At 45.2% G+C, this 25,459-nt stretch carries 18 protein-coding genes; 6 read left to right on the plus strand and 12 right to left on the minus strand.

The features are described from left to right. Positions 1-74: 74 nt before the first annotated feature. The 8 genes from AC438_RS13265 to AC438_RS13300 form a co-directional block, all read right to left on the minus strand. Complete coding sequence (locus AC438_RS13265) at positions 75-1,661, minus strand: SPOR domain-containing protein (RefSeq protein ID WP_053981748.1); 1,587 nt, start codon at positions 1,659-1,661, stop codon at positions 75-77. Positions 1,662-1,721: 60 nt separating this feature from the next. Next, on the minus strand, positions 1,722-2,819 hold the full coding sequence (gene aroB, locus AC438_RS13270; protein WP_053981767.1) for a 3-dehydroquinate synthase: 1,098 nt from the start codon (positions 2,817-2,819) through the stop codon (positions 1,722-1,724). A 333-nt stretch (positions 2,820-3,152) separates the two neighbouring features. Further along, positions 3,153-3,671 (minus strand): shikimate kinase AroK, encoded by a 519-nt coding sequence (gene aroK, locus AC438_RS13275; protein WP_053981749.1) that lies wholly within the window; start codon positions 3,669-3,671, stop codon positions 3,153-3,155. Beyond that, positions 3,671-5,836: a type IV pilus secretin PilQ gene (locus AC438_RS13280; protein ID WP_053981750.1), complete on the minus strand. Its 2,166-nt coding sequence runs from the start codon at positions 5,834-5,836 to the stop codon at positions 3,671-3,673. The genes aroK and AC438_RS13280 overlap by 1 nt, the downstream gene beginning before the upstream one ends. A 5-nt stretch (positions 5,837-5,841) precedes the next feature. Next, entirely contained in the window at positions 5,842-6,372 is a 531-nt protein-coding gene (locus AC438_RS13285) for a pilus assembly protein PilP (RefSeq protein ID WP_053981751.1), read from the minus strand. Positions 6,373-6,377: 5 nt separating this feature from the next. Then, positions 6,378-6,992: a type IV pilus inner membrane component PilO gene (locus AC438_RS13290; protein ID WP_053981752.1), complete on the minus strand. Its 615-nt coding sequence runs from the start codon at positions 6,990-6,992 to the stop codon at positions 6,378-6,380. A 12-nt stretch (positions 6,993-7,004) separates the two neighbouring features. Next, positions 7,005-7,574: a PilN domain-containing protein gene (locus tag AC438_RS13295; RefSeq protein ID WP_053981753.1), complete on the minus strand. Its 570-nt coding sequence runs from the start codon at positions 7,572-7,574 to the stop codon at positions 7,005-7,007. Between the two features lies 1 nt (position 7,575). Then, the gene (locus tag AC438_RS13300) at positions 7,576-8,643 is read right to left on the minus strand and encodes a pilus assembly protein PilM (protein ID WP_053981754.1); all 1,068 of its coding nucleotides are present in this window, start codon (positions 8,641-8,643) and stop codon (positions 7,576-7,578) included. Positions 8,644-8,799: 156 nt separating this feature from the next. On the opposite strand from AC438_RS13300, the gene AC438_RS13305 reads away from it, so the two are divergent. Further along, on the plus strand, positions 8,800-11,409 hold the full coding sequence (locus AC438_RS13305) for a penicillin-binding protein 1A (protein ID WP_238376397.1): 2,610 nt from the start codon (positions 8,800-8,802) through the stop codon (positions 11,407-11,409). A gap of 213 nt (positions 11,410-11,622) precedes the next feature. On the opposite strand, the gene typA is transcribed toward AC438_RS13305, so the two are convergent. Next, the gene (gene typA, locus AC438_RS13310; RefSeq protein ID WP_053981755.1) at positions 11,623-13,428 is read right to left on the minus strand and encodes a translational GTPase TypA; all 1,806 of its coding nucleotides are present in this window, start codon (positions 13,426-13,428) and stop codon (positions 11,623-11,625) included. Between the two features lie 350 nt (positions 13,429-13,778). Between typA and AC438_RS13315 the strand changes: the two genes are divergently transcribed. Next, positions 13,779-14,606 (plus strand): hypothetical protein, encoded by an 828-nt coding sequence (locus tag AC438_RS13315; RefSeq protein WP_053981756.1) that lies wholly within the window; start codon positions 13,779-13,781, stop codon positions 14,604-14,606. A 158-nt stretch (positions 14,607-14,764) separates the two neighbouring features. Then, positions 14,765-15,304, plus strand: a complete 540-nt coding sequence (locus AC438_RS13320) for a glutathione peroxidase (protein ID WP_053981757.1) — start codon at positions 14,765-14,767, stop codon at positions 15,302-15,304. 61 nt (positions 15,305-15,365) lie between these two features. On the opposite strand, the gene AC438_RS13325 is transcribed toward AC438_RS13320, so the two are convergent. Further along, complete coding sequence (locus AC438_RS13325) at positions 15,366-15,818, minus strand: hypothetical protein (RefSeq protein WP_053981758.1); 453 nt, start codon at positions 15,816-15,818, stop codon at positions 15,366-15,368. 31 nt (positions 15,819-15,849) lie between these two features. Beyond that, positions 15,850-17,304 (minus strand): tRNA uracil 4-sulfurtransferase ThiI, encoded by a 1,455-nt coding sequence (thiI, locus tag AC438_RS13330; protein WP_053981759.1) that lies wholly within the window; start codon positions 17,302-17,304, stop codon positions 15,850-15,852. A gap of 262 nt (positions 17,305-17,566) precedes the next feature. Here thiI and glnA point away from each other — a divergent pair, with 262 nt between their 5' ends. Then, positions 17,567-18,973 carry a glutamate--ammonia ligase gene (gene glnA / locus AC438_RS13335; protein ID WP_053981760.1) on the plus strand — a complete coding sequence of 469 codons (1,407 nt, stop codon included), beginning with the start codon at positions 17,567-17,569 and terminating at the stop codon, positions 18,971-18,973. A 134-nt stretch (positions 18,974-19,107) separates the two neighbouring features. Further along, entirely contained in the window at positions 19,108-21,615 is a 2,508-nt protein-coding gene (locus AC438_RS13340) for a DNA polymerase II (RefSeq protein WP_053981761.1), read from the plus strand. Positions 21,616-21,918: 303 nt separating this feature from the next. Here the strand turns inward: AC438_RS13340 and AC438_RS13345 are convergent, their stop codons facing one another. Then, entirely contained in the window at positions 21,919-22,425 is a 507-nt protein-coding gene (locus AC438_RS13345) for a shikimate kinase (RefSeq protein ID WP_238376398.1), read from the minus strand. Positions 22,426-22,892: 467 nt separating this feature from the next. Between AC438_RS13345 and AC438_RS13350 the strand changes: the two genes are divergently transcribed. Then, complete coding sequence (locus AC438_RS13350; RefSeq protein WP_053981762.1) at positions 22,893-25,040, plus strand: glycoside hydrolase family 97 protein; 2,148 nt, start codon at positions 22,893-22,895, stop codon at positions 25,038-25,040. Positions 25,041-25,459 lie beyond the last annotated feature (419 nt).

Here is a 25,459-nt window from a genome sequence, read left to right on the forward strand (position 1 = left end):
CTTAACGGCAAAGTACAAAATTGGCAAGGTGGCTACAGTGTAACCGCTGAATTCCCCACTATTTATGCGCCATTTTAGGGCGCTTGCTGCTTAAACGTGGTGATTTCGAGCCTCACTGCAGCCATCGGCTTCGCCCAAGGGCCTGCTTTGAGCTGCTCTTTGGGTAAATTAGTCATGGCCGCCAAAGCCGAATCTTTATCCGCATAAAAGCCCTCTACTGCCACATACCAACTCTTACCAGATCTCAACGCACGATAGATACGTATATTTTTGCGATTTGGCTGTTGCGTAACAAAGTTCTCAAGTGATTGGCGTGAGCTCGCACCCAATAGCTGTAATACATAGCCTTGCTTAGGGCGCGCCATTAAAAACCTTTCATCTTCACTCAGCCTCTCGGGGGTTGGTACTTTGCGCGCAGGCTTAGGCCTAGGTGAAGCCGCTATTTCCGCAGCAGCGGGTACTTTTGCTGGTTTTGATATTTCTACACTACTGGTCTGCGGCGCTGTCGCTGGGCTTACCGCTTGCTTGGTAGGTTGAGGGGCTGACATCACTGTTGTGCGCTGGGAGGTAATGACTTTAGGTGCTAAGGTGATCGGCGCTTTTTTCAGTGGTTGAGAGACTGTATTCGAGACAGAAGAGGTTCCTGCAAACACCTCTAAATCTTCGTTGGTCAAAGCCACTTGTGACGATTGCACAGCATCCGATAAAGAGGAGAAATGATACGTAGGTTGATGGCTGTCATCGATCACAGGTAAGGTCGAGCGCGTAACCGTTATCTCGGCTGGACGCGCTTGAGAATCCAGCAGCTGATCCTCTGACGACTGCGGCTCTTCGCTCTTCGATAAATAACCTAAAAATAATACTAACAACAAAAAAACAAGCGCAAAAACATGCCAGACAGGAACGCGTTTATGCCACATAGGTACTGCCTCATCGTCTTCAAGCCAAGCCGCTTGTGCCATTTGCAAGATGTCACCCGGTTTACCGTCGCCCTCTCGCCAGATGGCCGCCATAAGCTCATCCTCTAGCGGGAATTCCAAATCAGGATGCGCAGTGGCAAATGCCGCAATCACAAGCGCTTTACTCTCTTTAAGGGAGAACTTAGGAATACGGCTGTCACGCACTTCAATATCGACCAAATTAAGACGGTCTAAGCGTTGTGCTAGGCCTGGCTCAGCAATAAAAATTAATGATAAACCAATTTCTGTTTCATTATTCCCTTGAAATACACTCGCTAAAGCCGCTAATACTTGGTCATCAAAATGATGCGCATCATCAATAATTAACACTTTGCGCAACTGCTCCGACTTCAGGCTTGCGTCAAATTCTCGAAGTGCAACAATCGATTGCCCTACACTCAAAGCGTATCCAGCATTAATCCCCAATGCGGCCAATAAACAATCAAAAACCTGAGTTGCAGGCAAGCCAGCTGGCAGCGCTAATACTCCAAGGGACACATCATTACCCAATGCTTGCGCAAGCTGCTGGGCCATTACAGTCTTGCCCGATCCGCGCTCACCATCAAGTACTTGCAAGCCACCCGAAAACTGCGCAAGATGCACAAGCTGCTTAATTAAACCCAACCAAGCAGGTGGGCAAAAATAATGGCCACTCTCGAGCGAAGTCGTCTCTATAGTATCAACCTTTGAGGCATTAATCATTGCAGTGTCCTTTTTTCACTCGCTAACGTATTGAGCGTTTAAATTAAGGGGTTAGGTGATTTAGCCCAATTCAGACAATTGCACCTCAAGTTGCGCTACATCAAAGTCTGCTGTCACTACTGCCTGCCCAATAGACCTCAATAACACTAATCGCAGCTGCCCATCTAATACTTTTTTATCGACAGACATGCCCGCTTGAAACTCATCTTGGGTCATATTTTTAGGCGGCTCCACCGGTAGCCCTGCACGCATAATCAGTTTTTTTGCACGCTCGCTATCGGCCTCAGTAATCCAACCTAAGCGCTGAGATAACTCACACGCCATCACCATCCCTGCACCGACAGCCTCGCCGTGAAGCCACACACCATAACCTTGCGCGCTCTCGATAGCATGACCGTAGGTATGACCTAAGTTTAAAATAGCGCGAATACCGCCTTCGCGCTCATCGGCAGCAACCACTTGCGCTTTAATTTGGCAGCTTCGATAAATCGCATCCGCCAACAGCTGAGTATTACATGCCATTAAGCCTTCCATATGCTCTTCAAGCCATAGCAAAAAAGATGCATCCGCAATTAAGCCATATTTAATCACTTCGGCTAAACCTGCCGATAGCTCTCGCGGTGGTAACGAGCTGAGAACATCCGTATCAATAATGACAGCTTGAGGCTGATAAAATGCCCCAATCATATTTTTACCCAAGGGATGGTTGACGCCGGTTTTACCGCCTACCGATGAGTCAACTTGGGACAACAATGTAGTGGGTACCTGAACAAATTCAACGCCACGCTGATAACATGCTGCAGCAAAACCTGCCATATCACCCACAACACCGCCACCCAAAGCAATAATCAAACAGCGCCGATCAAAGCGCTGCTCAAGTAACGCATCAAAAATTAGGTTAAGTGTATCGAGGGTTTTATACTGCTCACCATCCGGTAAAAGAACATGTTTCATCTTTTTAGGTGGTACCGCCAAAGACTCAATACACTCAAGAAAACGCGGCAGCAACAACTGCCCCAATGTCTCATTTGTAACAATCATTACCTGACGATCTGCCACCAATGGCGACCACACTTGTGCGCTCGTCAAAGCACCCGATTGAATAGTAATGGGGTAGGTACGATCGCCAAGATCGACCGTTAAGGTTTGCGTCGTCATAACCAATAGCTCGCTGTCTTCAAGTAAGCGCCTCAAAGTAGGCGCCATCACAATGCATGCTATAGCGAGTAAAGCATTAAAGGCAAGTAAACAAAACGTCACTATTCAGCCAAGCCGAAAAAAATCACCTGATAGGGTGCTGATGGATTATTTTCTGGGCATTTAAGTGCCGAGAGTACTGATTATGGCACCCATTGATGACTTGAGCGGCCCAAACAATGGTTTATCAGTGCCCAATTTTGGGTCTCTGAATGGTTACAAAAAACAACAGAGCGGCCTGAATGCTATATAAACCAACCCACCAAATCTATTTTATAGATCGTTATAAAACCACTAAACACCTAAATATGCGCAAATTTGCTGAACAACCCCTTTTGCACCACGAGCATCTGTGACTATATTGGCATCGGCTGCGTGCTCATAAAGCGGCGCCCGCAGCTCAAGCAGTTCCCGTATTTTGGCCTTAGGGTTTTCAACTTGCAATAAAGGCCGTTTTTTATCTTTGCTGGTTCGCGTAACCAGCTGCTCTATAGAAGCCTGCAAAAAAAATACGGTTCCCAGCTCCTTCAACAAAGAAAGATTCTCTGGTGTAGTCACGATTCCCCCGCCTGTTGCTATCACTTTCGACGACTTGTCTACCAGTAAATCACGCAAAACACTGGTCTCACGCACACGAAAACCTGACTCCCCTTCAACATCAAAAATCCATGAAATATCAGCGCCTGTTCGCTCTTCAATAACCGAATCTGTATCAACAAAGCCAAAACCAAGTCGGGAGGCTAAAAGCCTCCCGACGGTAGATTTGCCGGCCCCCATCGGGCCGACAAGTATAATATTATTTAAATCAGTCATTAGTTATTGGTCAAAGTACTCGACATAATACGTGGGGTAATAAATATAATAAGTTCACGCTTTGTGTCTTTATTAACATTTTTACGGAACAAGCGCCCAACTACAGGGATATCGCCTAGTAAAGGAATTTTTGAAACTGTTCTGTTGACTTCATTTTGGAAGATCCCGCCCAATACAACCGTTTGTCCATCAGCCACTAACACTTGCGTGTGCAGCTCTGTCACATCAATAGAGGGAATATTTTGAAATATTCTACCGACTGAGTCTTGGTTGATTTTAAGGTCCATTATAATGTTGTCATCAGGTGTGATCTGTGGTGTTACATCCAGCTTTAACACAGCCTCTTTAAAGGTAATAGTTGCTGCACCGCTAGCAGATGCCTCTTGATACGGAATTTCAGTACCGTTGGCAATAGACGCCTGCTGCTTATCGCCGGTAACCACTTTTGGCTGACTCACGATTTCTGCAAAGCCGCTTTCTTCAAGCGCCGTTAATTCGAGCCCCAGCAAGACATCGCCACTGATGACACTCATCGCTAAACCACCGAATGCCTCAGTTACACCGAGATTAACGGCTCGCGATTCCACGTTACCAATCGAATCACCTTCATTATCGGTTAAACGCAATGCACCGCCTTCGCCACCGTTATTGAAGAATTCATCCATACTACCACTATAGTTATACTCATCGTTATTAGCGTGTGACTGGCCTGCTAAGTTAATTCGAGTCCCTAGCTCCTTGCGGAAATCATTGTTTGCAATAACAATTCTAGCCTCAATCATAACTTGGCGAATCGGTATATCGATCTGCTCTACAACCTTACGAAAATCACTAATTTTTTCTTCGGTATCCGTCAAAATAATTGAGTTTGTACGCTCGTCAACAATGGCATGGCCTCGATCCGACAGAATACTACCTGTTGAATTACGATCTGAACCACCGTTGCCACCACCAGCGCCGCCGCCGGCACCCCCTTCAGAAACAAACAAGTCAAATAATTCACGCGCATTGGCATAACGTACGCGAATATATTCGGTCCTTAACGGTGCAAGTTCTTCGAGTTGCTTTTGTGTCGCGAGCTCTTGACGTTCACGCTCAGCTATTTCTGCCGCTGGCGCCACCATCAAGACATTCCCCACCTGCCGCTTATCCAAGCCTTTTGTTTTTAAGACCAACTCTAACGCCTGGTCCCAAGGGACATTGTCTAAACGTAAAGTAATACTTCCTTTAACGGTATCGCTGGCGACCAAGTTAAGGTCTGTAAAGTCAGCAATTAACTGTAATACCGAGCGCACTTCAATGTTTTGGAAATTAAGCGATAGTTTTTCGCCAGTGTAAGCAAACTTTGCTTTTTTCTCTTCAACTTCGGCTCTTGTTAATGGCTTAATACTGACCACATATTCGTTGTCAGCCTGATAGGCTAGGTAATCGTATTCACCCGATGCATCAATTTTTAATACTGAGCGCAAGCTACCGACGGTTGCATCAATCATATTTACGGGTGTTGCAAAATCGGTCACATCTAGCTTTCTTCTCAATTGATCAGGTAAGTCTGTTTGTAAAAAACCAACTTCTATACCTCCAGCGACCTCTTCTACATCAATACTAACGCCGGGATTACTTAGCTGAACAATAATTTTACCTTCGCCTGCATCACCACGACGGAAGTCAATATTTTGGATTTCAGAGACCGCTTTATCAAAGCGATTTTTAGGTTTTGATAAAACCGACTCGCCACCAGCTATCGCAGCAACAGGAGCCGCCTGAGGTACCGCTGCGGCTTGTGCAGCGCCGCCAACTTCCATAACTAAGTCAGCGCCTTCAATACGCGTAGAGTAGGGTTGCAAATCATTCATGTTGACAATTAGACGCGTGCGATTACCGCCAGCAATAACTACAGCGCTACTGACGCTCCCCATATCCATATTAAATTTCTTTTGCGTCAAAGCGTTTTCAACTTCGGCAAAATCCAATACGATACGAGCCGGCTGTTCAATCGTATAGCCATCAGGCACATCCGGAGCTTCATCAAATACCAAGCGTATCTCTACACGATCGCCGGGTAATTCAGAAAACTTTACATCTTGAAGTTCACTGGCCCAAGCAAGTGGAGTCATCAGGAGACCAGATAGAACTCCAGCAATTTTTCGATATTGTATGAACATGCCAGTTATTCCTTCTCAGATAATTTTATTGTTCTAGGACGTTGGACCCAGCCACCTAAACCATCACCCACAATCTCCACAAGATTGAGCTGAGTAGGTGAGGCAGCTGTAATCTTGCCGTGGTTTTTACCAATATAGTTATTCAAAGTGACACGATGAATACCGCCACTGGGGTCGCGTACCAAGGCCCACAAGGCACCATTTTGCTCCAATGTACCCACCATTGTTAACGAGTCTAAGTTAAACGACTCTAAAAAGTCCTTAACCCTTAAAGGATCGGGCTTTACATCAGGATCTCGTGTGCCAGCAATTGCTGTTACCACTACAGGCTCATCAAATGGGCTGCGCATTGCGGTAGCACCATAAATAAATGGATCAAAAGTTCTTACCGGCGGCAATGGCTCAATAGTACCCTGCGGCCTCGCTTTCACTTCGGCAATATACTGCACCAAATCAGAAGTATTACCAGAAGATGCACACCCCGCCAGCAATACAACAGGCATCAAACAAAACAGCTTACACATAAGTTTCGGCATTTTAATTACTCCTGATCCTTATAGCGGTAAGTTTTAGCCAATATATCCATGTTAAGCGTAGCGCTACTATCGCCATCACGCTTAATAGAAAAGTCATGTAAAGTCACAATACGGGGCATACCTGCGATTCCACTAACAAAAGCGCCAAATTCGTGATAACCACCCGATACTTTAATTTCGATTGGCAGCTCAATATAAAATTCTGCAGGCTTTTCAGCCTGTAACTTAACGCTGTTGATCACTAAGCGGCTCTGCGTACCTTTTTCATCGATGTCATCAACCAAATCGGGGACTTCGGTATCATCAGGCAACTGCTTTTTAAGTGCCTCAAACGAATCTTCCATTTCCGCAATTTGCTTGCGGTATTTATCAAGGTTAGCGGCTTCAAAGGCTTTCGCTTCAAAATCTTTTTTTATGGTAATTTCTTGTCGTTCTGCCGTGGCAAGTTGTATATTTTTATCTTTGACGATTAAAAAGTATGTTCCTAAAATAATTGCGCACAGTGCCGCAATCCACATAAAAATGCGCCCAGCCAGCGGCCATACACCGACGCGCTCCCAGTCAAGGGACGATATATCGAAACCTTGAAGCTGCTCTACTAGCTCATTCATATTCGCCATACAATCGCCCTCCTATTTATTTTTATTATCATTGTTATCAGAAGGTAGCACGGTATTCAATACTACAGAAAAGCGTACGGCTTGTTCACCATAAGCTGGGTCAGCCGTCACAGATTTAAGGTTTGACTCATCAAACCAGAGTGAATTATCAATATTTCGCATTAAAGAAGCCACTCGACTATTGGATTCAGCAACACCATCCAAGGTGATTGTTTGCCCTTTACGCACCATCGATAGTACAAACACACCATCGGGCACTGCACGTACAAACTCATCAAAATATCTGACAATAATGGGCCGTGTACCCTGTAAATCTTGAATTACTCGCATGCGCGATATCAACTCTTCTCGCTTACGCTTGAGCTCTTGTATTTCTTTAACTTGCTTATCTAATACGATTAACTCATCTTTGATGAGTTGGTTTCGAGCATTTTGGTTTTCAATCGAGCCATTAACAATGCTCACCCAGGCAAAGGCAACAATACCTGCAATAATGCATACTAAAACCGTATGCCGTATAAATTCTTGCTTTTTCTCTTGGCGGAATTCTTCACGCCAATTGAGTAGGTTAATCTTAGCCATATTAATCGAAGCTCCTTAATGCCAAGCCAGTTACAATCATGAGTGAAGGCGCATCATTGGCTAGCGATGCGGAATTGACACGAGACGAAACCGACATATTCGCAAAAGGGTTTGCCACCGAAGTAGGCGTTTCAAGCTTATCTTCGACCATATCAACGAGTCCATCCATCGAAGCGACGCCACCGGCAAGCAGTACGTGATCTACTTCATGGTATTGACTCGAAGAGAAAAAGAACTGCAATGAACGCGTCACCTGCTGAACAACATTATCTTTAAAGGGCTCAAGTACCTCAGCCTCATAATCGTCAGGCAGGCCACCTTGACGCTTGGCCAAACTCGCCTCTTCTTCCGACAGGCCATATCGACGCTGAATTTCTTCGGTCAATTGCTTACCGCCAAATAGCTGCTCTCGGGCATAAATAATCTTACCATCGACCAACACGCTCAGTGTTGTCATTGTTGAACCAATATCAATGATTGCGATCACCTTCTCGTAAGCACCTTCGATTTGGTCCGCTTGCAGATCAAAAGAGCGCTCAAGAGCATAAGCCTCAACATCAACTACCTTAGCCGTTAAGCCAGCTAATTCCAGAACGGCTTCACGCATTTCGACATTTTCGCTACGGCATGCCGCTAAAAGCACGTCAACCTCCTCTGGACTTTTGTCAGAGGGCCCTAAAACATCGAAATCAATAGAGACCTCTTCTAAAGGATAGGGGATATATTGATCAGCCTCTAAAGAAATTTGCAATTCCATGGCGTCATCGTTCAACCCCGAAGGCATCGAGATAGTTTTTGTGATCACCGCAGAGCCCGGCACAGCAACGGCAACATCGCGCACCTTGGTTCTAACCTGCTGAATGGTTGACTTAACAACCTGCGCAACGGCATCAACATCACTAATGTTTTTCTCAACAACAACGCCTGGTGGCAGAGGTCTGACTGAATAGTTCTCAACACGGTAGCTATCGCCATGCCTAGTGAGTTCTATCATCTTGACCGTTGTCGAGCTGATATCTAAGCCAAGTAATGGCTTGCTTTTTTTACCGAGAAAGCTGAGAACACTCATTTTATATTCTTATCCGCTATTGAGCTGCTTGTTAATGTTATAGCACTTGCGTTCGCGCCTGCAACAGTACGCGAGCTATGCAGATATGTAAAAGGCTATATACTGTAAGCCCTTCATGCACTCTGGATAACAATGAAATGGCAATTGCTGTCGTTCATGCCCGCAAAAACAATGCTTAAATCATTCTTTCGTTTTATTATTTGGCTCGCACTGACTTTTGTCGGCGGTACACTCTTAAGCTTAGCAGGTATGTACCTGTATCTCAGCCCTGCTCTTCCTTCGGTTGAAAGCTTAAAAGATGTAAAATTACAAACACCGTTAAGAGTTTACTCTGCAGATCATAAACTAATTGGGGAATTTGGCGAACAGCGCCGTACGCCCATTCAGTACAAAAACATCCCCAAAGGGTATATCGATGCACTATTAGCTGCAGAAGATGAGGGATTCTACTCTCATAACGGTGTATCCATAAAAGGGCTTGTGAGAGCAGCTTCACATTTATTGATGACCGGCGAAAAAAAATCCGGCGGCTCCACAATCACCATGCAAGTCACACGCGAGTTTTTTCTTCACCGCAAAAAGCATTTCAGACGTAAATTTAATGAAATTTTACTCGCGATTGAGATAGAGAAAGAACTCAGTAAAGCAGAAATTCTCGAGCTTTACGTGAATATGATCTTTTTGGGTAACCGCGCCTATGGTATTCAGGCCGCTGCAGAGATTTACTACGGCAAGTCAATGGCTGACCTCTCTATTGCCCAAGTCGCCATGATTGCAGGCCTGCAGCAAGCCCCCTCAATCAATAACCCGATTGCTAACCCCAGTAAGGCCAAGATGCGCCGCGACTGGATTTTATCGCGCATGTATGAGCTTGGAAAAATAGACAAAGCCACCATGCTCAGCGCCCAACAAGAGCCTGTCACGGCTGAGTATCATCGTCACGAGCTAGATTTTAGCGCACCTTACGTCGCCGAGTTAGCGCGTCAAGATGCGATCAAAAGGCTCGGCAAAAGCGCCTACACTGATGGCTATAGAGTCTACACAAGCATTAATAGCAAGCTACAAGCACATGCACAGAGCGCTGTCGCAAAAGGGCTGCACGCCTACGACCTTCGCCACGGCTATAAAGGGCCAGAATTACGCCAGCCCAACGCAACACCGGAAGATCAACTCAAAGAGCTCAAACAAAGACCCAGCGCTTATACACTTAAAGCGGCACTCATTGAAGAGATCTCCGAAAATAGCTTAACGGTAAGGTTTCGTGATGACTCAACCACCTCCATCGATTGGTCAGTGCTCAGCAAAGGCCTGCGCTTATTCGTATCAGAAAACCGCACAAAAGCCGCCCCTCAAAGCGCAACCGAACTTTTTAATGTCGGTGACATTATTCGCCTAGAAGCCATAACCGCCAACCCCACAGACGCGCAAGACGAAACAAATGACAGCGTTACTGAGGCACCTCAGGTGGCTCAGTGGCGACTCAGTCAGATACCTGAGGTTCAGGCGGCGCTAGTATCAATAGATGCCTTCAGCGGCGATGTACTGGCGCTCATTGGGGGTTACAGCTTTGATATCAGTAGTTTCAATCGCGCCGTGCAAGCCAAAAGACAACCCGGCTCTAACTTTAAACCCTTTTTATACACTGCTGCACTCGAAAACAACCTAACACCAGCCACACTGATTAACGACGCACCTATCGTATTTGACGACGATCAACTCGAGAGCACCTGGCGTCCCGAAAACTCCAGCGGTAAATTCTACGGCCCTACTCGCTTGCGCAAAGCACTCTATCTCTCTCGCAATTTAGTGTCTATTCGCGTTTTACGGACGATTGGTATCAATGCCGCGATCAAAGATCTAGATCGCTTTAATGTGAACCCCGACGAAATACCCAAAAACCTGTCACTCGCGCTTGGCAGCTATGCGATGACACCTTTTGATGTAGCCAGTGGTTACGCGGTGTTTGCAAATGGTGGCTACAAAGTTGTGCCATCAATTGTCAGCAAAATAGATAGCGACGATGGCACTATTATTTTTCAAAAACCCACAACCGTGATTTGCCATAGCAATAGCCATGGCAATAGTCGCCACAACGATTGCGATACCTTAAGCGCGACCCACCCAGACGATGACAGCTCGTACGATGAACGCCAAGCACTTAAGGCGCTAGCTCTAGAAAGCCAAAACCTAGAAAATAACCGTTTTGAAAATGCCGGCCCTAACGCCCCGCTCGAAGAACAATCAAACAGCACCTCCGATGCAGCACAGGTTATACAAGCGCCCCGCGTAATTGCAGAAGATGTGGCCTATTTAATGGACTCGATGCTCAAAGATGTTGTACAACGTGGTACCGCGCGAAAAGCAAAAGCACTCAAGCGCACCGATGTTGCAGGCAAAACAGGCACCACCAATGGGCCTCTTGATGCTTGGTTTTCAGGCTATGCTGGCGGTATAGCCACCACAGCATGGGTGGGCTTTGATGAAAACCAAAAACTAGGTATTCGCGAATTTGGCGGCTCTGCTGCGCTCCCCATTTGGATTGACTACATGAGCGAGGCTCTCAAAAACAAGCCGCAGCTCCATCAGGTTCAGCCGTCCAGTGTTGTCGCAGTCCGTATCGACCCCGAAACAGGCGAGCGCGCCCGCACCGATGATCCTGACGCCATATTTGAGGTGTTCCGCGTCAATAATGCACCCAAAGCCAAACCACAGTCAAATAGCAATATTCCGAATAACGCTATTGAATATCATGAAGAAATATTCTAAAAAAAATAAATCTCAATGGCGCCCAAAATCTACAAGCGGGCGCCCATATGCACATCGCATAAAATATCAGCGCTATACCTAAGGTCCAAAAAGCCCTCAGTGGACCCCCAAAAACCCTCAATCAATAAAAAATACATCAACAACAATAAAAAAAGGCCGCATCTGCGGCCTTTTTTTAGGGGGTAAGCACTCCCTATTTAACTTCACTTAAGCTTATTTAGCGCGCTTACGTTCGTTTTCGGTCAAGAGCTTTTTACGAATACGAATGCTCACGGGTGTGACTTCAACGAGCTCATCATCTTCAATAAACTCAAGCGCCTGCTCAAGTGTGTGCTTAATCGGTGGGACCAATGTTAACGCCTCATCGGTACCCGAGGCACGCACGTTAGTTAACTGCTTCCCTTTGGTCGGGTTAACCGCTAAATCATTATCGCGAGAATGAATACCGATGACTTGGCCTTCATAAATATCAACCGCATGGCCCAAGAACAAACGACCACGACTTTGTAAGTTGAAGAGCGAATAAGCTGCCGTTTTACCTTTCACCATACTCACAAGTACGCCATTTTGACGACTCACAACATCGCCGCCTTTCACTGGACCGTAATGATCAAAGATACTGGTCATAATACCAGAGCCCGAGGTCATAGTTAAAAATGCACCCCGGAAGCCAATCAAGCCACGCGAGGGCATCATGAACTCTAAGCGTACGCGGCCTTTACCGTCGGGCTCCATATTCGTTAATTCACCCTTACGCAAACCAATTTCTTCCATGATAGAGCCTTGATGCTGCTCTTCAACATCAATCACCACCTGCTCATAAGGCTCTTGAATTTCTCCGTCAATTTCGCGCTGAACCACTTCGGGGCGAGACACACCAATTTCAAAGCCTTCGCGACGCATGGTTTCGATCAGTACCGACAAATGCAATTCACCACGACCCGAAACAATAAATTTATCCGGTGTATCACCAGGCTCTACACGCAATGCTACGTTATGAATCAATTCTTGATCTAAGCGGTCTTTAATATTTCGCGTGGTAACAAACTTACCCTCTCTACCGGCAAACGGTGAATCGTTCACGATAAAAGTCATACTGACAGTTGGCTCATCAACACTCAGCGCAGGTAGCGCCTCAACATGCTCAGGGTCGCACAAGGTGTCAGAAATACTTAAGCCATCAATGCCGTTAATACAGACAATATCACCTGCTTGCGCTAGCTGAGTTTCCACTTGCTCAAGCCCTAAGTAACCCTTCACATTCAAGACCTTACCTTTGCGCTCTTTACCATCAGCTGATTTAACAATCACCTGCTGGTTAGGCTTAAGACGACCACGAGTAATACGGCCAACACCAATCACGCCTACATAGCTATCGTACGCTAAAGCTGATACTTGCATTTGGAAAGGCGCTTCGGGGTCCACTTTGGGTGCGGGGCACTGGTCAACAATCATTTGATACAGCGGATTCATATCTTCCGCCATATTTTCTGGGTCTAAACCGGCAATACCGTTTAGAGCAGAGGTATAAACAACCGGGAAGTCCAACTGCTCATCCGTCGCACCCAAAGCATCAAACAGATCAAAAATTTGATCCATCACCCAATCAGGGCGTGCGCCTGGACGGTCGATTTTGTTGATAACAACAATGGGGCGCAAACCTTGCTCAAACGCCTTAGAGGTTACAAAACGCGTTTGTGGCATTGGACCATCAACCGCATCAACCAACAAACACACACTATCAACCATCGATAATACGCGCTCAACTTCACCACCAAAATCGGCGTGTCCAGGGGTATCTACAATGTTAATGCGGTAATCGTTCCATTGAATAGCCGTATTTTTGGCTAGAATGGTGATGCCGCGCTCTTTCTCTTGATCGTTAGAGTCCATTACGCGCTCAGCGCCTTGATCCTTACGATCGAGAGTGCCAGACTGCTGAAGCAGCTTGTCAACTAATGTAGTTTTGCCATGGTCTACGTGGGCAATGATGGCAACATTGCGCAAATTATCTATCACAGAACACCTCAGGGAGTGTAAAAAGAGCTAACGTATAAAAGAGCAAACCGCAAAACAATACTTAAAGAAACAAAGTTATACTTAACAACCTGTGCGTGACTTAAAAATCCAGGTTTTACTTAAAAATCCAAGTTCTGTTTGGCGCAAGCTCAAAATGCAGTAAAAAAAATGCAATAAAAGGTAGGCTAAGAGCACATTTTCTGGCGCGCATTATAGCGGTGTCTACCCTTAAACGATAGCCACCTTCCGACGTTTGTCGCATCTCCTTTAAGGTATGTTTGACAATCACAGAAATTCGTCGAATACTTGACCCATTGCCAAGCTAAGACTTGGCGCGGGAACTAACAATAATGAACTGCGCCAACGGGCGCGACACTCCAGGAGACACCAAAGCCATGAAAAAGCTATTGCTGATTGCCCTCTCAACATCTTTGGCCATGGGCGCCCATGCAGCTAATGATAAAAAGTTTCACGTGGGCGGAGGTGTTAGCGCTTGGAAATTAGCCGCCGACTCCAACGTTGTACGCGGACAATTCAACCTCACCACTGTAGAGGCCGTGGGTAGCTACAGCATATTCCCATGGTTACTCGTTGACGGCAAAATAGGTACCGGCGTTGAAAATGAAAAAGCTACCTTTCAATCATCATCTATACTTTACCCCATCGCTGATATCGTTACAGAAGCAGGCGTTGCAGGCGACCCTACAGCAACACCACCCGTAGAAGCCGTTGCCGAAGTTAAAGAAGCGGCCGTTGGTAAAATGTTTTATCAACAACCTATCAAAGCTAACGTCAACTACTACACAAGTGTACATTTAAAGCCACAAATCAAAAATGATACTGCCGCATTTTACGGCCTTATTGGTGCTAGCTTTCTTGATATTGAATACAAAGTCGGTAACAGTCGCTCAAGACAAGTCTCTTACTTAGGCACCATTGGTCAGCCAAACGAAATAGAGCTATGGAATAACGGTAGCTGGGTGGATGCAGCGGATAGCGACACCATTTCGCAAACAGGTGCCTATCTCTCTTTTGGTTTAGGTGTTAGCTTCTTTTTTGACCGATGGACCCTCAACACCGAATGGAAGAGCATTGCCGACTCTGACAAACTTGGCGATACCGGCCTTGCATTCAAAACCTCCAATCTTAGCATGAGCGTAACCTATAGCTTGTTCTAATCGGTAAGCCCCAAAAGCCCCTCGGGGCTTTTTTTTGGCCTCTATATTAGTATCTCACCTCACATCCATTGCCCTTCTTATAACGTACAACCGCAAGTCAATCACCCTTAAGATAATTATTCTCAGAACAGTCAACTTCTGCCTCTCTAGGAGCCACCATGCTTAAATTAATCACAGCCACACTTTTACTTGTACAAGCCAGCTTGACCTTTGCCAGCGAATGCCCAGAAGCCTTTAATACTGATATGCGTAAATTGCACAGTAAAGATAACGTCAACCTTTGTGAGCTATACAACAGCGGCAAGGCTATGCTGATTGTTAATACAGCCAGCCATTGCGGCTTTACCAAGCAATTTAGCGGGCTAGAATCGCTGCATAAAAAATACGCCGACAAAGGTTTAGTGGTAGTGGGAGTACCTAGCAATGACTTTAAACAAGAAGAAAAAAGTGAAGAGGGTACCGCCCGTGTTTGCTATCAAAACTACGGCGTTACCTTTGTGATGACTGAGCACGCCGATGTTAAGGGCAAAAACGCACACCCAGCCTTTGCCTACCTTGCCAGCAAAACAAAAGCACCAAGCTGGAACTTTAACAAATACTTGATCACACAAGACGGCACCGTCACTCAGTTTGGTAGCAGAACAAAACCACTGGATTCAAAGCTCGAAAAAGCCGTCACCAAAAGCTTAGCACTATAATTCATCAAAAAAATTATAGCCTCATAATAATGCTGTGCGGCTAATACCCACAGCATTCAGCCTAAGGCCAGCCAAACATACCGCCGCTATCGGCGCGCTGCGCTTCGGTTTTAAGGCTTTGATCTTCTAGCATATCGTAATCACGTACGCTGCCATTACGCCCGCTTACATCACACGACACCCAATAATCTGACGATATAGCGCCGCGCTTGCCGCTGCTCATAACTGCTGTAAAAAACACCTTATATTGCCCACTTTGCTGGTCCCAGCGACTAGAATGGCTATCAAACGTCAGGCTTTTCAGTTTTGTGCCATACCGCTGCTCACTAAATTCACGGCATTTTAACAAAGCATCGGTCAAGGTTACGTTACGGTAGGCTTTATCTTGCTGAGCACTCGAAGACATTTGCCGCATATAAAACCAAGAAGCTACCGCCACCACAATCATAACCACCAGCAATGCCACAGCCGTACTCACATTGCGCATACGCCTTAATTTACCTTTATCCGTCATAGTATCCTATTAAGCGTGCGGCTTACCTGTACTAGGGGCGGTACACCGCGACATTGCGATGCCCTTCGTCTTTCAAATGCGAGGCATGTAGCTGGCTCATAACGCCTTTGTCACAGTAGAGTAAATAGCGCTTAGTCGCATCGAGTGCGGAATATGCCTCGTTTAAATTATAGAAGGGAATCACCTCTAGCGCGCCGCTAACGGTGAGCGGTTTAAACTCAATTTCATCGGGATGGCGAATATCCACCACCACATCGCCTGCCTGCGGCACAGCAACATGATCAACCTCAGCCTGCCCTTTTTCGACATCAGCCATCACTTCATCAATTAATTGCGCTTTAGAGGCCTCAAGTGCACGATCCAACACCGTCATATCCATGTGTGCTTCAGCAGCCTCTAATTGGTGCATTTTAACCGAGGCCGATGGCTTAATAGAGATCACACCGCAATACTCAGGAATACTCGCCGCTAAGGCCTCTGCACCAATAAAGCGCGCCTCATCAATAATATCGCCTTTATTCATTAGCGCTAAAGGTCGGATCACTAAGGCATCGGTCGCCTGATCAATACATTTTAAATTGGTGAGTGTTTGGCTTGAGACTTGCGCAACCGCCTCGCCGGTTACGAGCGCTTCGGCTTTTGCGCGCATAGCGATCTTTTCAGCCGTACGGAACATCATGCGCTTAAGTACAACCCCCATACAAGCGGGGTCAACCTTTTCGATAATCTCTTTCACTACCTCTTCAAACGGTACGGTAATAAACCGAACTCGATGCGATGAACCATAGCGATTCCATAAATAATACGACAGCTCTTTAACGCCCAGCTCGTGAGCCTTACCGCCCAAATTAAAAAAGCAGTAATGCGTGCGCAAGCCACGCTTGATGCACTGATAACTCGCCACCGTCGAGTCAAATCCACCCGATACCAACGACAAAACCTGCCCTTGGGTTCCCACAGGAAAACCGCCCAAACCCTGTGTTTTTTGCTCGATGACATACAGTACATCGCCGCGCACCTCAATATGCACCGTAACATCGGGCGCTTTGAGATTAACACCTGCCGCATCAAAATTTTGATTTAAACCACCACCCACGTATCGCTCAAGCTCGATCGAGCCAAAATCATGCTCACCCACTCGTTTGGCTCGCACTCTAAAGGTTTTACCCGCTAGCGCCTCACCCCACACCGAGGCTGTATCTTCATAAATTTGCTGTAAATCGCCAGCCTCAAAAATACGTACACGCGAAAAATTGGCAATACCCGGAATACGACTTAATAATGCCGATACCCCCTTTGCGGTGACAGCATCTTCTAAACCGCGAATATTAACATCCAACTTATCCCAATCTTGCTTCACCCTTGCACTCGGATACTCGCGACGTAAAATGATCCTCGTATTATCAGCTAGCTGGCGTGCCATACGCTTACGCACTGACGGGCTTTTAATGGTTATTTCTGGAAATAGACGAAGAATAAAATGCATAAAAATCACCAATAAAGTGCAATAAAGATCTTATCGCACCAAAAAAGAACACAACAATAAGGGCGCTGCCATCTTTAAAGCCATAGAAGCTAACGCTAGCAGCCAAACTCGTATTATGGCACACAAGTTGCCAGTCAACCGTACCAGTTATCCTTGCTAATTACCGAATAAAGCCGTAGATTGTGCGGTCGAAAGCCGGTGATAGACTGTCATCACTTTCATTACTTATTAATCCCGTTTGGACCATTACGGAGGCAACCAAATGTCAGAGAACACTCTGAATCTGATCAAAGAAAACGAAGCCCGCTGGGTTGACTTACGTTTTACCGATACCAAAGGTAAAGAACAACACGTCACCATCCCTGTATCCGAAGTGGACGATAGCTTCTTTACTGAAGGCAAAATGTTTGACGGCTCTTCTATCGACGGCTGGAAAACTATTAATGAATCAGACATGATCCTTATGCCTGACGATGACGCCTCTTTATTGGATCCATTCACCGAAGAGCCTACGGTTATCGTTCGCTGTAACATTGTTGAACCAACAACCGGTCAAGGTTACGAGCGCGATCCACGCTCTATCGCTAAGCGCGCAGAAGCCTACTTAGCGTCTACCGGCATAGGCGACACAGCTTTTTTTGGCCCCGAGCCAGAGTTTTTCGTTTTTGATGACGTAAAATGGGGCGCTGATATGAGCGGTGCATTTTACAAAATCAATTCTGAAGAAGCAGCGTGGACCAGCAGCCAAAAAGTAGACGGCGGCAATTTGGGTCATCGCCCAGGCATTAAAGGCGGTTATTTCCCAGTACCTCCAGTCGATTCATTACACGATATTCGCGGCGCTATGTGTAACGCAATGGAAGCCATGGGCCTCACCATCGAGGTTCACCATCACGAAGTCGCAACGGCTGGCCAATGTGAAATCGGCGTTAACGCCAATACACTCGTTAAAAAAGCCGATGAAGTTCAGGTGCTTAAGTACTGCGTACACAATGTTGCTCATGCTTACGGCAAAACAGCGACTTTTATGCCTAAGCCATTAGTCGGTGATAACGGTTCTGGCATGCACGTGCATCAATCAATTACTAAAGACGGTACCAACCAATTCGCGGGTGATGCCTATGCCGGTCTTTCTGAGATGGCCTTGTTTTACGTCGGTGGTGTTATTAAGCACGCTAAAGCGCTTAACGCCTTCTGTAACGCATCAACCAACTCTTATAAGCGTTTAGTGCCTGGCTACGAAGCTCCGGTTATTTTGGCTTACTCAGCACGTAACCGCTCTGCCTCTATCCGCATCCCATACGTCACCTCACCCAAAGGTAAGCGTATTGAAACCCGCTTCCCTGATTGTACCGCCAACCCTTACTTGTGCTTCTCTGCGCTCTTAATGGCCGGCCTTGACGGCATCAAAAACAAAATTCACCCTGGCGATGCTGCCGATAAAGATTTGTACGACCTTGAGCCCGAAGAATTGGCAGAATACCCAACTGTTGCCGCTTCTTTAGAAGAAGCCTTAGCAGCGCTTGATGCCGATCGTGAGTTTTTGACTGCCGGCGGTGTGTTCACCAACGATACAATCGATGCCTACATTGCGCTTAAGAAAGAAGAAGTAGAGCTTATTAACATGACAACTCACCCACTTGAGTTTGAAATGTACTACAGCGTTTAATCATTATTTTAAACACTGATTAAACTTAAAAGCCCGCGCAGATGACCTGCGCGGGCTTTTTTGTATCACTTCTTTTTGAGCCAAAAAAGGGATTGTGACCCATAAATATATTTTGACCGATAAATGTAAACCGCATGCAGGCATTTTTACTGACTCGCCAATGGCACGACACCCCTCAAGGCATCACATTAGAGCTATGGTGTACCTGTGCTACGCCCATAGCAAAAAACCCACCGCCGCACGCCCTTCGCATTCTTATCACGCAACAAGAAGCCGTTTTTTTTGTTCAACAAAAAGATCTTACACGCATAGCGCAATTACTGACTGATAACCGCTCAACCCAAAATAACTCAGCTAAACATAACTCAGCTAATAACAGTTATCGCACGGGCACCAAGGTTTTTAAAAATGACCAAAATACGCCCGTTGTACCGTTATATTTTTTAAGCTATCGCGCCGCACGCGATAACGAAGCGCGCCTAACACAACACAATATTCCCGTTTGGGAGGCTGATATTCGCCCGCCCGAGCGTTATTTGATGGAGCGTTTCATTACTGGCGGACTCACTATAGAAGGCCCAAGCCGTACCTATACAGACCACATTGAATACTACAACCCTAAATTAAGCCCTCTTATTTTTACCCCGCAATTACGCAGCTTATCGGTTGATATAGAAACCAGCATGGATGCGCAACAGCTGTATTCCATTGCTGCCTACAACCATGAAGCACAACATGTTTTTATGGTTAATCACACAACAGCTCACGACAGCAGTGATGCCGATACCGATACCGATACCGATACCGATACCGAGAATATTAACAATCATATTCACTACCTCCCTAGCGAGCACGCCTGCCTAGGTGCTTTTTTACATTTTATTCAACACTACAACCCCGACTGCCTTATTGGCTGGAATTTTATCCAATTCGATTTAAAAGTGTTAAAAGCTTTATGCCAAAAACATAAAGTCGCCTTTAATCTAGGCCGAGCACAACAACCCATCAAATGGCGTGAAGATAAAAGCACCAACCGCTACTACATCACTATACCCGGGCGCCTAGCACTCGATGGTATAGAGTTACTAAAAGCCGCCACCTACAACTTTGCCAGTTTTAAATTAGACAATGTCGCTCAAGAGCTACTCGGCGAAAGAAAACTCATCGAAAACAACCCGCTCAATAGCCAGCAAGGCGGGCAAGCCATCACCACGCTTTACAAGACTAATCAGCAACAATTGGCAAAATACAATTTACAAGATTGTAAATTAGTCTGGGATATATTTGCTAAAACTAAGCTCTTTGAATTTGCTATTGTACGCAGCCAGCTTACCGGCTTACTTATGGACCGCATGGGCGGCTCGGTAGCTGCCTTTGAGTTTTCGTATTTACCCAAGCTACACCGCAAAGGCTACATAGCCCCTAATTTAGGCGAGCTACAATCCTCTATTATTAGCCCCGGCGGCTACGTGCTAGATTCGCAACCCGGCATTTATAACAATGTTTTAGTGCTCGACTTCAAAAGCCTATATCCCAGTATTATTCGCACTTTTCATATCGACCCTTACGCTTACTGGTACGCCCAGCACCAACAGCTTAGCCCAAGCGTAACGATTCCAGGCTTTAACGACGCATACTTTTCTAAAGAAGAGCATTTATTACCCACTATTATTAAAGAGCTATGGCAAGCACGCGACCAAGCCAAAGCCAACAACGATCAACCCTTATCGCAAGCGATAAAAATTATTATGAATTCTTTTTATGGCGTACTGGGCTCTACGGGTTGTCGCTTTTTTGATCCGCGAATATGCAGCTCTATTACCTTGCGCGGCCACCAAATTATTCAACAAACAAAACACTGGATTGAGAAAAATGGCAGCCAAGTGATTTATGGCGATACCGACTCGGTTTTTGTTTGGGTCGGCAACGATAAAACCGAAGAGCAAGCTCTAGCCATAGGCACAACTTTGGCCGCAGGGCTAAATCAATATTGGCAAAATGTATTACGCAGCGAATACGATATACCCTGTGCATTAGAGATAGAATTTGAAACTCTGTATTTACAATTTTTAATGCCCACTATTCGCAACTCTAGCCAAGGCAGTAAAAAGCGCTATGCTGGTGTTGTCCATCATGACGGCCAAAAAAAGATTATTTTTAAGGGCCTAGAGAATGTCCGCACTGACTGGACAGCGTTAGCAAAAAATTTTCAACTTGCCCTCTACACCAAGGTATTTAATAACGAGCCTGTCGAGCAGTATATTAATGACACCGTACAAAATGTTTTAAAGGGGAATATGGATGAGCAACTTATTTACCGAAAACGCCTACGCAGAAACCTAGAAGACTACCAAAAAAATATCCCTCCGCATGTACAAGCGGCTCATAAACTTGCCCGGCAATACACTCAGCAAACAACAGCTTACGACTGGCAGCCACCACCACAAAAAGGCGACTGGATCGAGTACCTACTCACGGTTAACGGACCCGAGCCTATTGCACAAAACAAAAATATACCCACCAGCCCCATAGCCTACGACCAATATATAGAGCGCCAACTCAAACCCATCGCCGATAGTGTTTTACAATTTATAGGCCTCAGCTTTGACTCTATAACAACAATACAAATGGGATTATTTTAGGTGTATTTCAGCACCTTAAATAACGGTGTTAAGGCAGGGTAACGCCAGCAAAATCACCGTAAACTATGCACTGGCTGCGCAACGCTCTTGCGCAGAGAGCTTCTAATAGAGAGACCCTATCGCTTTTGAAGTTTAAGCTGAATAATGAAAAGCGAAAAATATATCACTACTATCAAAAACCATTAAGTCACATCTTAGACACTCACCGATAAAATATTCGCAGTCAGTAGTATGCCTCGTGATTTTTAAACCGTCGCAGGGCTTTGAAGCCTGTACTGTGGCCGCCAAGCGCTTAATTGGCGGCTAAGGTAGTTGCCGCTCTATATTGTCGGTAGTTTGTTGGGCGGTTTGTTGGCTGCTGTGAATAATAATATCGGCAAATTGATGGTACAACTTAGCCCTTTCGTCAAATAGCGCTTCAAAGGTTTGCCCTGGCGCCATGGCAATACCGCGGTCATCGTAATTGTGGATGCGTAGCCTAAGCTGCGCTAGTGTGACATCCAAATACACGAACGTAGCATTTTTTTTAAGATGAAGCATAGCCGCGGTGCTGTACACGGCACTACCGCCGGTAGCGATGACGGTATTATGGCAAACCAGCCCGCTAATGACGCTTTCTTCAATGGCACGTAACGCTAAATAACCATCGTCTTCAATAATCGCTTGCAGGGTTTTATGCTGCGTATTTTGAATCACAATATCGGTATCTATAAAATCCATACCGAGATTTTTAGCCAGTAATATACCCGCTGTACTTTTGCCAGCTCCGGGCATACCGATCAATACAATATTGCGCTGCTGCATCAACATAAGCAAAAAGCTCCTAAATCACTCGAAAACCAAAGTGTAGAGTATTTTTAAAGCTGATTAAAGCAATAGCTATGATACAGGCACATTAATAATCGCTCATCGAGTCGGTGACATGTAACTACAGCGCTACACGATAGAGTCAAGGCTATTTACCTACAAGCATTGGCTGTCAGCTGCTACGACTCGTTATTTTTAAGTGACTGTCTTTAAAAGACCTTTTATTATCAGTGTATAGTAAGTGACGCCGTTGAGATATATTTTAACGGCCTATCTTGAATCACAGCACCTCGGCAGCGGTTGGTGCGAAAGGCATGAAAGCATAAACTTAGGCGCTGAACCTGTTAAAAATGATATGCACTAAAGACGGCGTTAGCACACCCCTATCCTATCAATCAGGTATTTTTAGCTTTTACTGATCGTCACAGGTCATAATGCAACGCATACCTATAAAACATACAGAGGTCGATATGAAAAAAACTCTCTATTTATTGTTATTTTTTGTTCTTCTACATTCAGGCACAAGCTTAGCACAGCAATTAACCTCGCCTAACGGCAGCTTAACAATGCAGTTTTCACTACAAAAAAATGGCGCCCCGATGTATGCGTTGAGCTACAAAGGAGAAGCGGTTATTAAGCCTAGCGCGCTAGGCTTTGCCATAAAAAATCAAAAGCCTTTGTTAGCTAATTTTATAATCGAGGATGTAAAGGCTTCTACTTTTGATGAAACATGGAAACCCGTTTGGGGCGAAGAGAAAGAAATACGCAATCATTATAACGAGCTAGAAGTTAACCTTAGCCAAAAAAAGTCTCAACGAAAAATAATAGTACGCTTTAGGCTCTTTAATGATGGTCTTGGGTTTCGTTACGAATTTCCTCAACAAAAAAACTTAGGGCATTTTGTTATAGAAGATGAAAAAACACAGTTTGCCATGACCGGTGATCACACGGCATTTTGGATTCCTGGCGACTATGATACGCAAGAATACGATTATTCAGAATCTAAACTCTCACAAATAAGACACCTAATGAGTCAATCGGTCACTGAGAACTTATCCCAAACGTCTTTTTCACCCACAGGCGTGCAAACCTCATTAATATTAAAAACCGCCGCAGGTTTGTATATCAACCTTCACGAAGCAGCACTCATTAATTACCCTGCCATGCATTTAAATTTAGACGATAAAAACATGATTTTTGAAGCCTGGCTCACACCTAATGTTAACGGCGACAAAGCCTTTATGGTCGCCCCCTCTACAACGCCATGGCGCACTATTATTGTTAGCGATGATGCTCGCGATATCTTGGCTTCTCGCATGATCTACAACTTAAATGAGCCCAGTAAAATAGAAGACACATCGTGGATCAAGCCAATAAAATATATTGGTGTTTGGTGGGAGATGATTACCGGAAAGAGTAGCTGGGCTTATACTGATGAACTCAACGCCGTAGTCTTAGGCCAAACAGATTTTAGCAAGGTAAAGCCTAATGGGCGCCATGGTGCAAATACCGCGCACGTAAAAACCTATATTGATTTTGCTGCAGAGCATGGTTTTGATGCTGTATTAGTAGAAGGCTGGAATATCGGCTGGGAAGATTGGTTTGGCCATTCCAAAGATTATGTTTTTGATTTTATAACGCCTTACCCCGATTTTGATATCGTGGCTATTAAGCAATATGCTAAAAGTCAAGGTGTCGAAATGATTATGCACCACGAGACCTCCTCTTCTGTCCGCAATTATGAGCGGCATTTAGATACAGCATACGCCTTTATGAACAAGCATGGTTATCACTCAGTTAAAAGCGGATATGTCGGCGACATACTCCCCAGAGGCGAAAACCACTACAGTCAATGGATGATCAACCACTACCAATACGCCCTCGAAAAAGCCGCCGATTATAAAATCATGGTTAATGCACATGAAGCTGTTCGCCCTACCGGTATAGCCAGAACCTACCCCAACCTCATAGCCAATGAGTCTGCCCGCGGCACCGAATACCAAGCTTTTGGCGGTTCAAAACCTAATCATGTCACGGTGCTTCCATTTACTCGCTTACTCGGTGGCCCTATGGATTATACGCCGGGTATTTTTGAAATGGATATTAGCAAATTAAATCCCAAAAATACCTCGCACGTAAACAGCACCATTGCTAATCAATTAGCGTTGTATGTCACAATGTATAGCCCTCTACAAATGGCAGCCGATTTACCCGAAAACTACAATCGTTTTTTGGATGCTTTTCAATTTATCAAAGATGTCGCTATTGACTGGGATGAGAGTCGCTATTTAGAAGCAGAGCCGGGCCATTACATTACCATTGCCCGCAAAGAAAAGGGCAGCAGCAACTGGTTTGTGGGCAATGTCAACGGCATACAAAAAAGAACAACCACCCTCTCTTTTGACTTTTTAGAAGAGGGAAAAAAGTATATCGCGACCATTTATGCCGATGCCGACGACGCCCACTTTAAAACCAACCCACAAGCTTATACAATTAAGAAAAAAATTGTCAGTAAAAAAAGCACACTCACCCAATACTCAGCCCCTGGTGGTGGCTTTGCTATCAGCCTTACAGTGGCAAAAAAATCAGACATTAAAATTTTAAGCACTTTAGAGTAAACAGTAAAATAGGGTGCCATTTTTTAGTGCCCTATACTCATCATAATGTAAAATAATAGTAACTATTCAGCCGAACCCAAAAAACCTCTCAACAGGGTGCTGATGGGTTATTTTCTGGGCATTTAAGCGCTAGGAGCGCTTATATAGCGACCATGGATGGCTTGAGCGGCCCAGCAAATGATTCATTAGCGCCCGATTTCCGGACCCCTGAACAGTTACAATAATAGTAATTATTCAGCCCTAATTACGATAATGTAACACCCCAAATAAAACTCAAGTTTATAATAACGCTATATAGAGTTGATATTGAAGAAAGCATACTGTGACGATAGCGGCATAAATATTACGGTAATCCCACTTAAATCACGTATTTCAACTACAAACAAAAACACAAGGACATCCGCTTCAAATAAAAACCC

The sequence above is a fragment of the Marinagarivorans algicola genome, assembly GCF_001292705.1.
Lineage (GTDB): Bacteria > Pseudomonadota > Gammaproteobacteria > Pseudomonadales > Cellvibrionaceae > Marinagarivorans > Marinagarivorans algicola.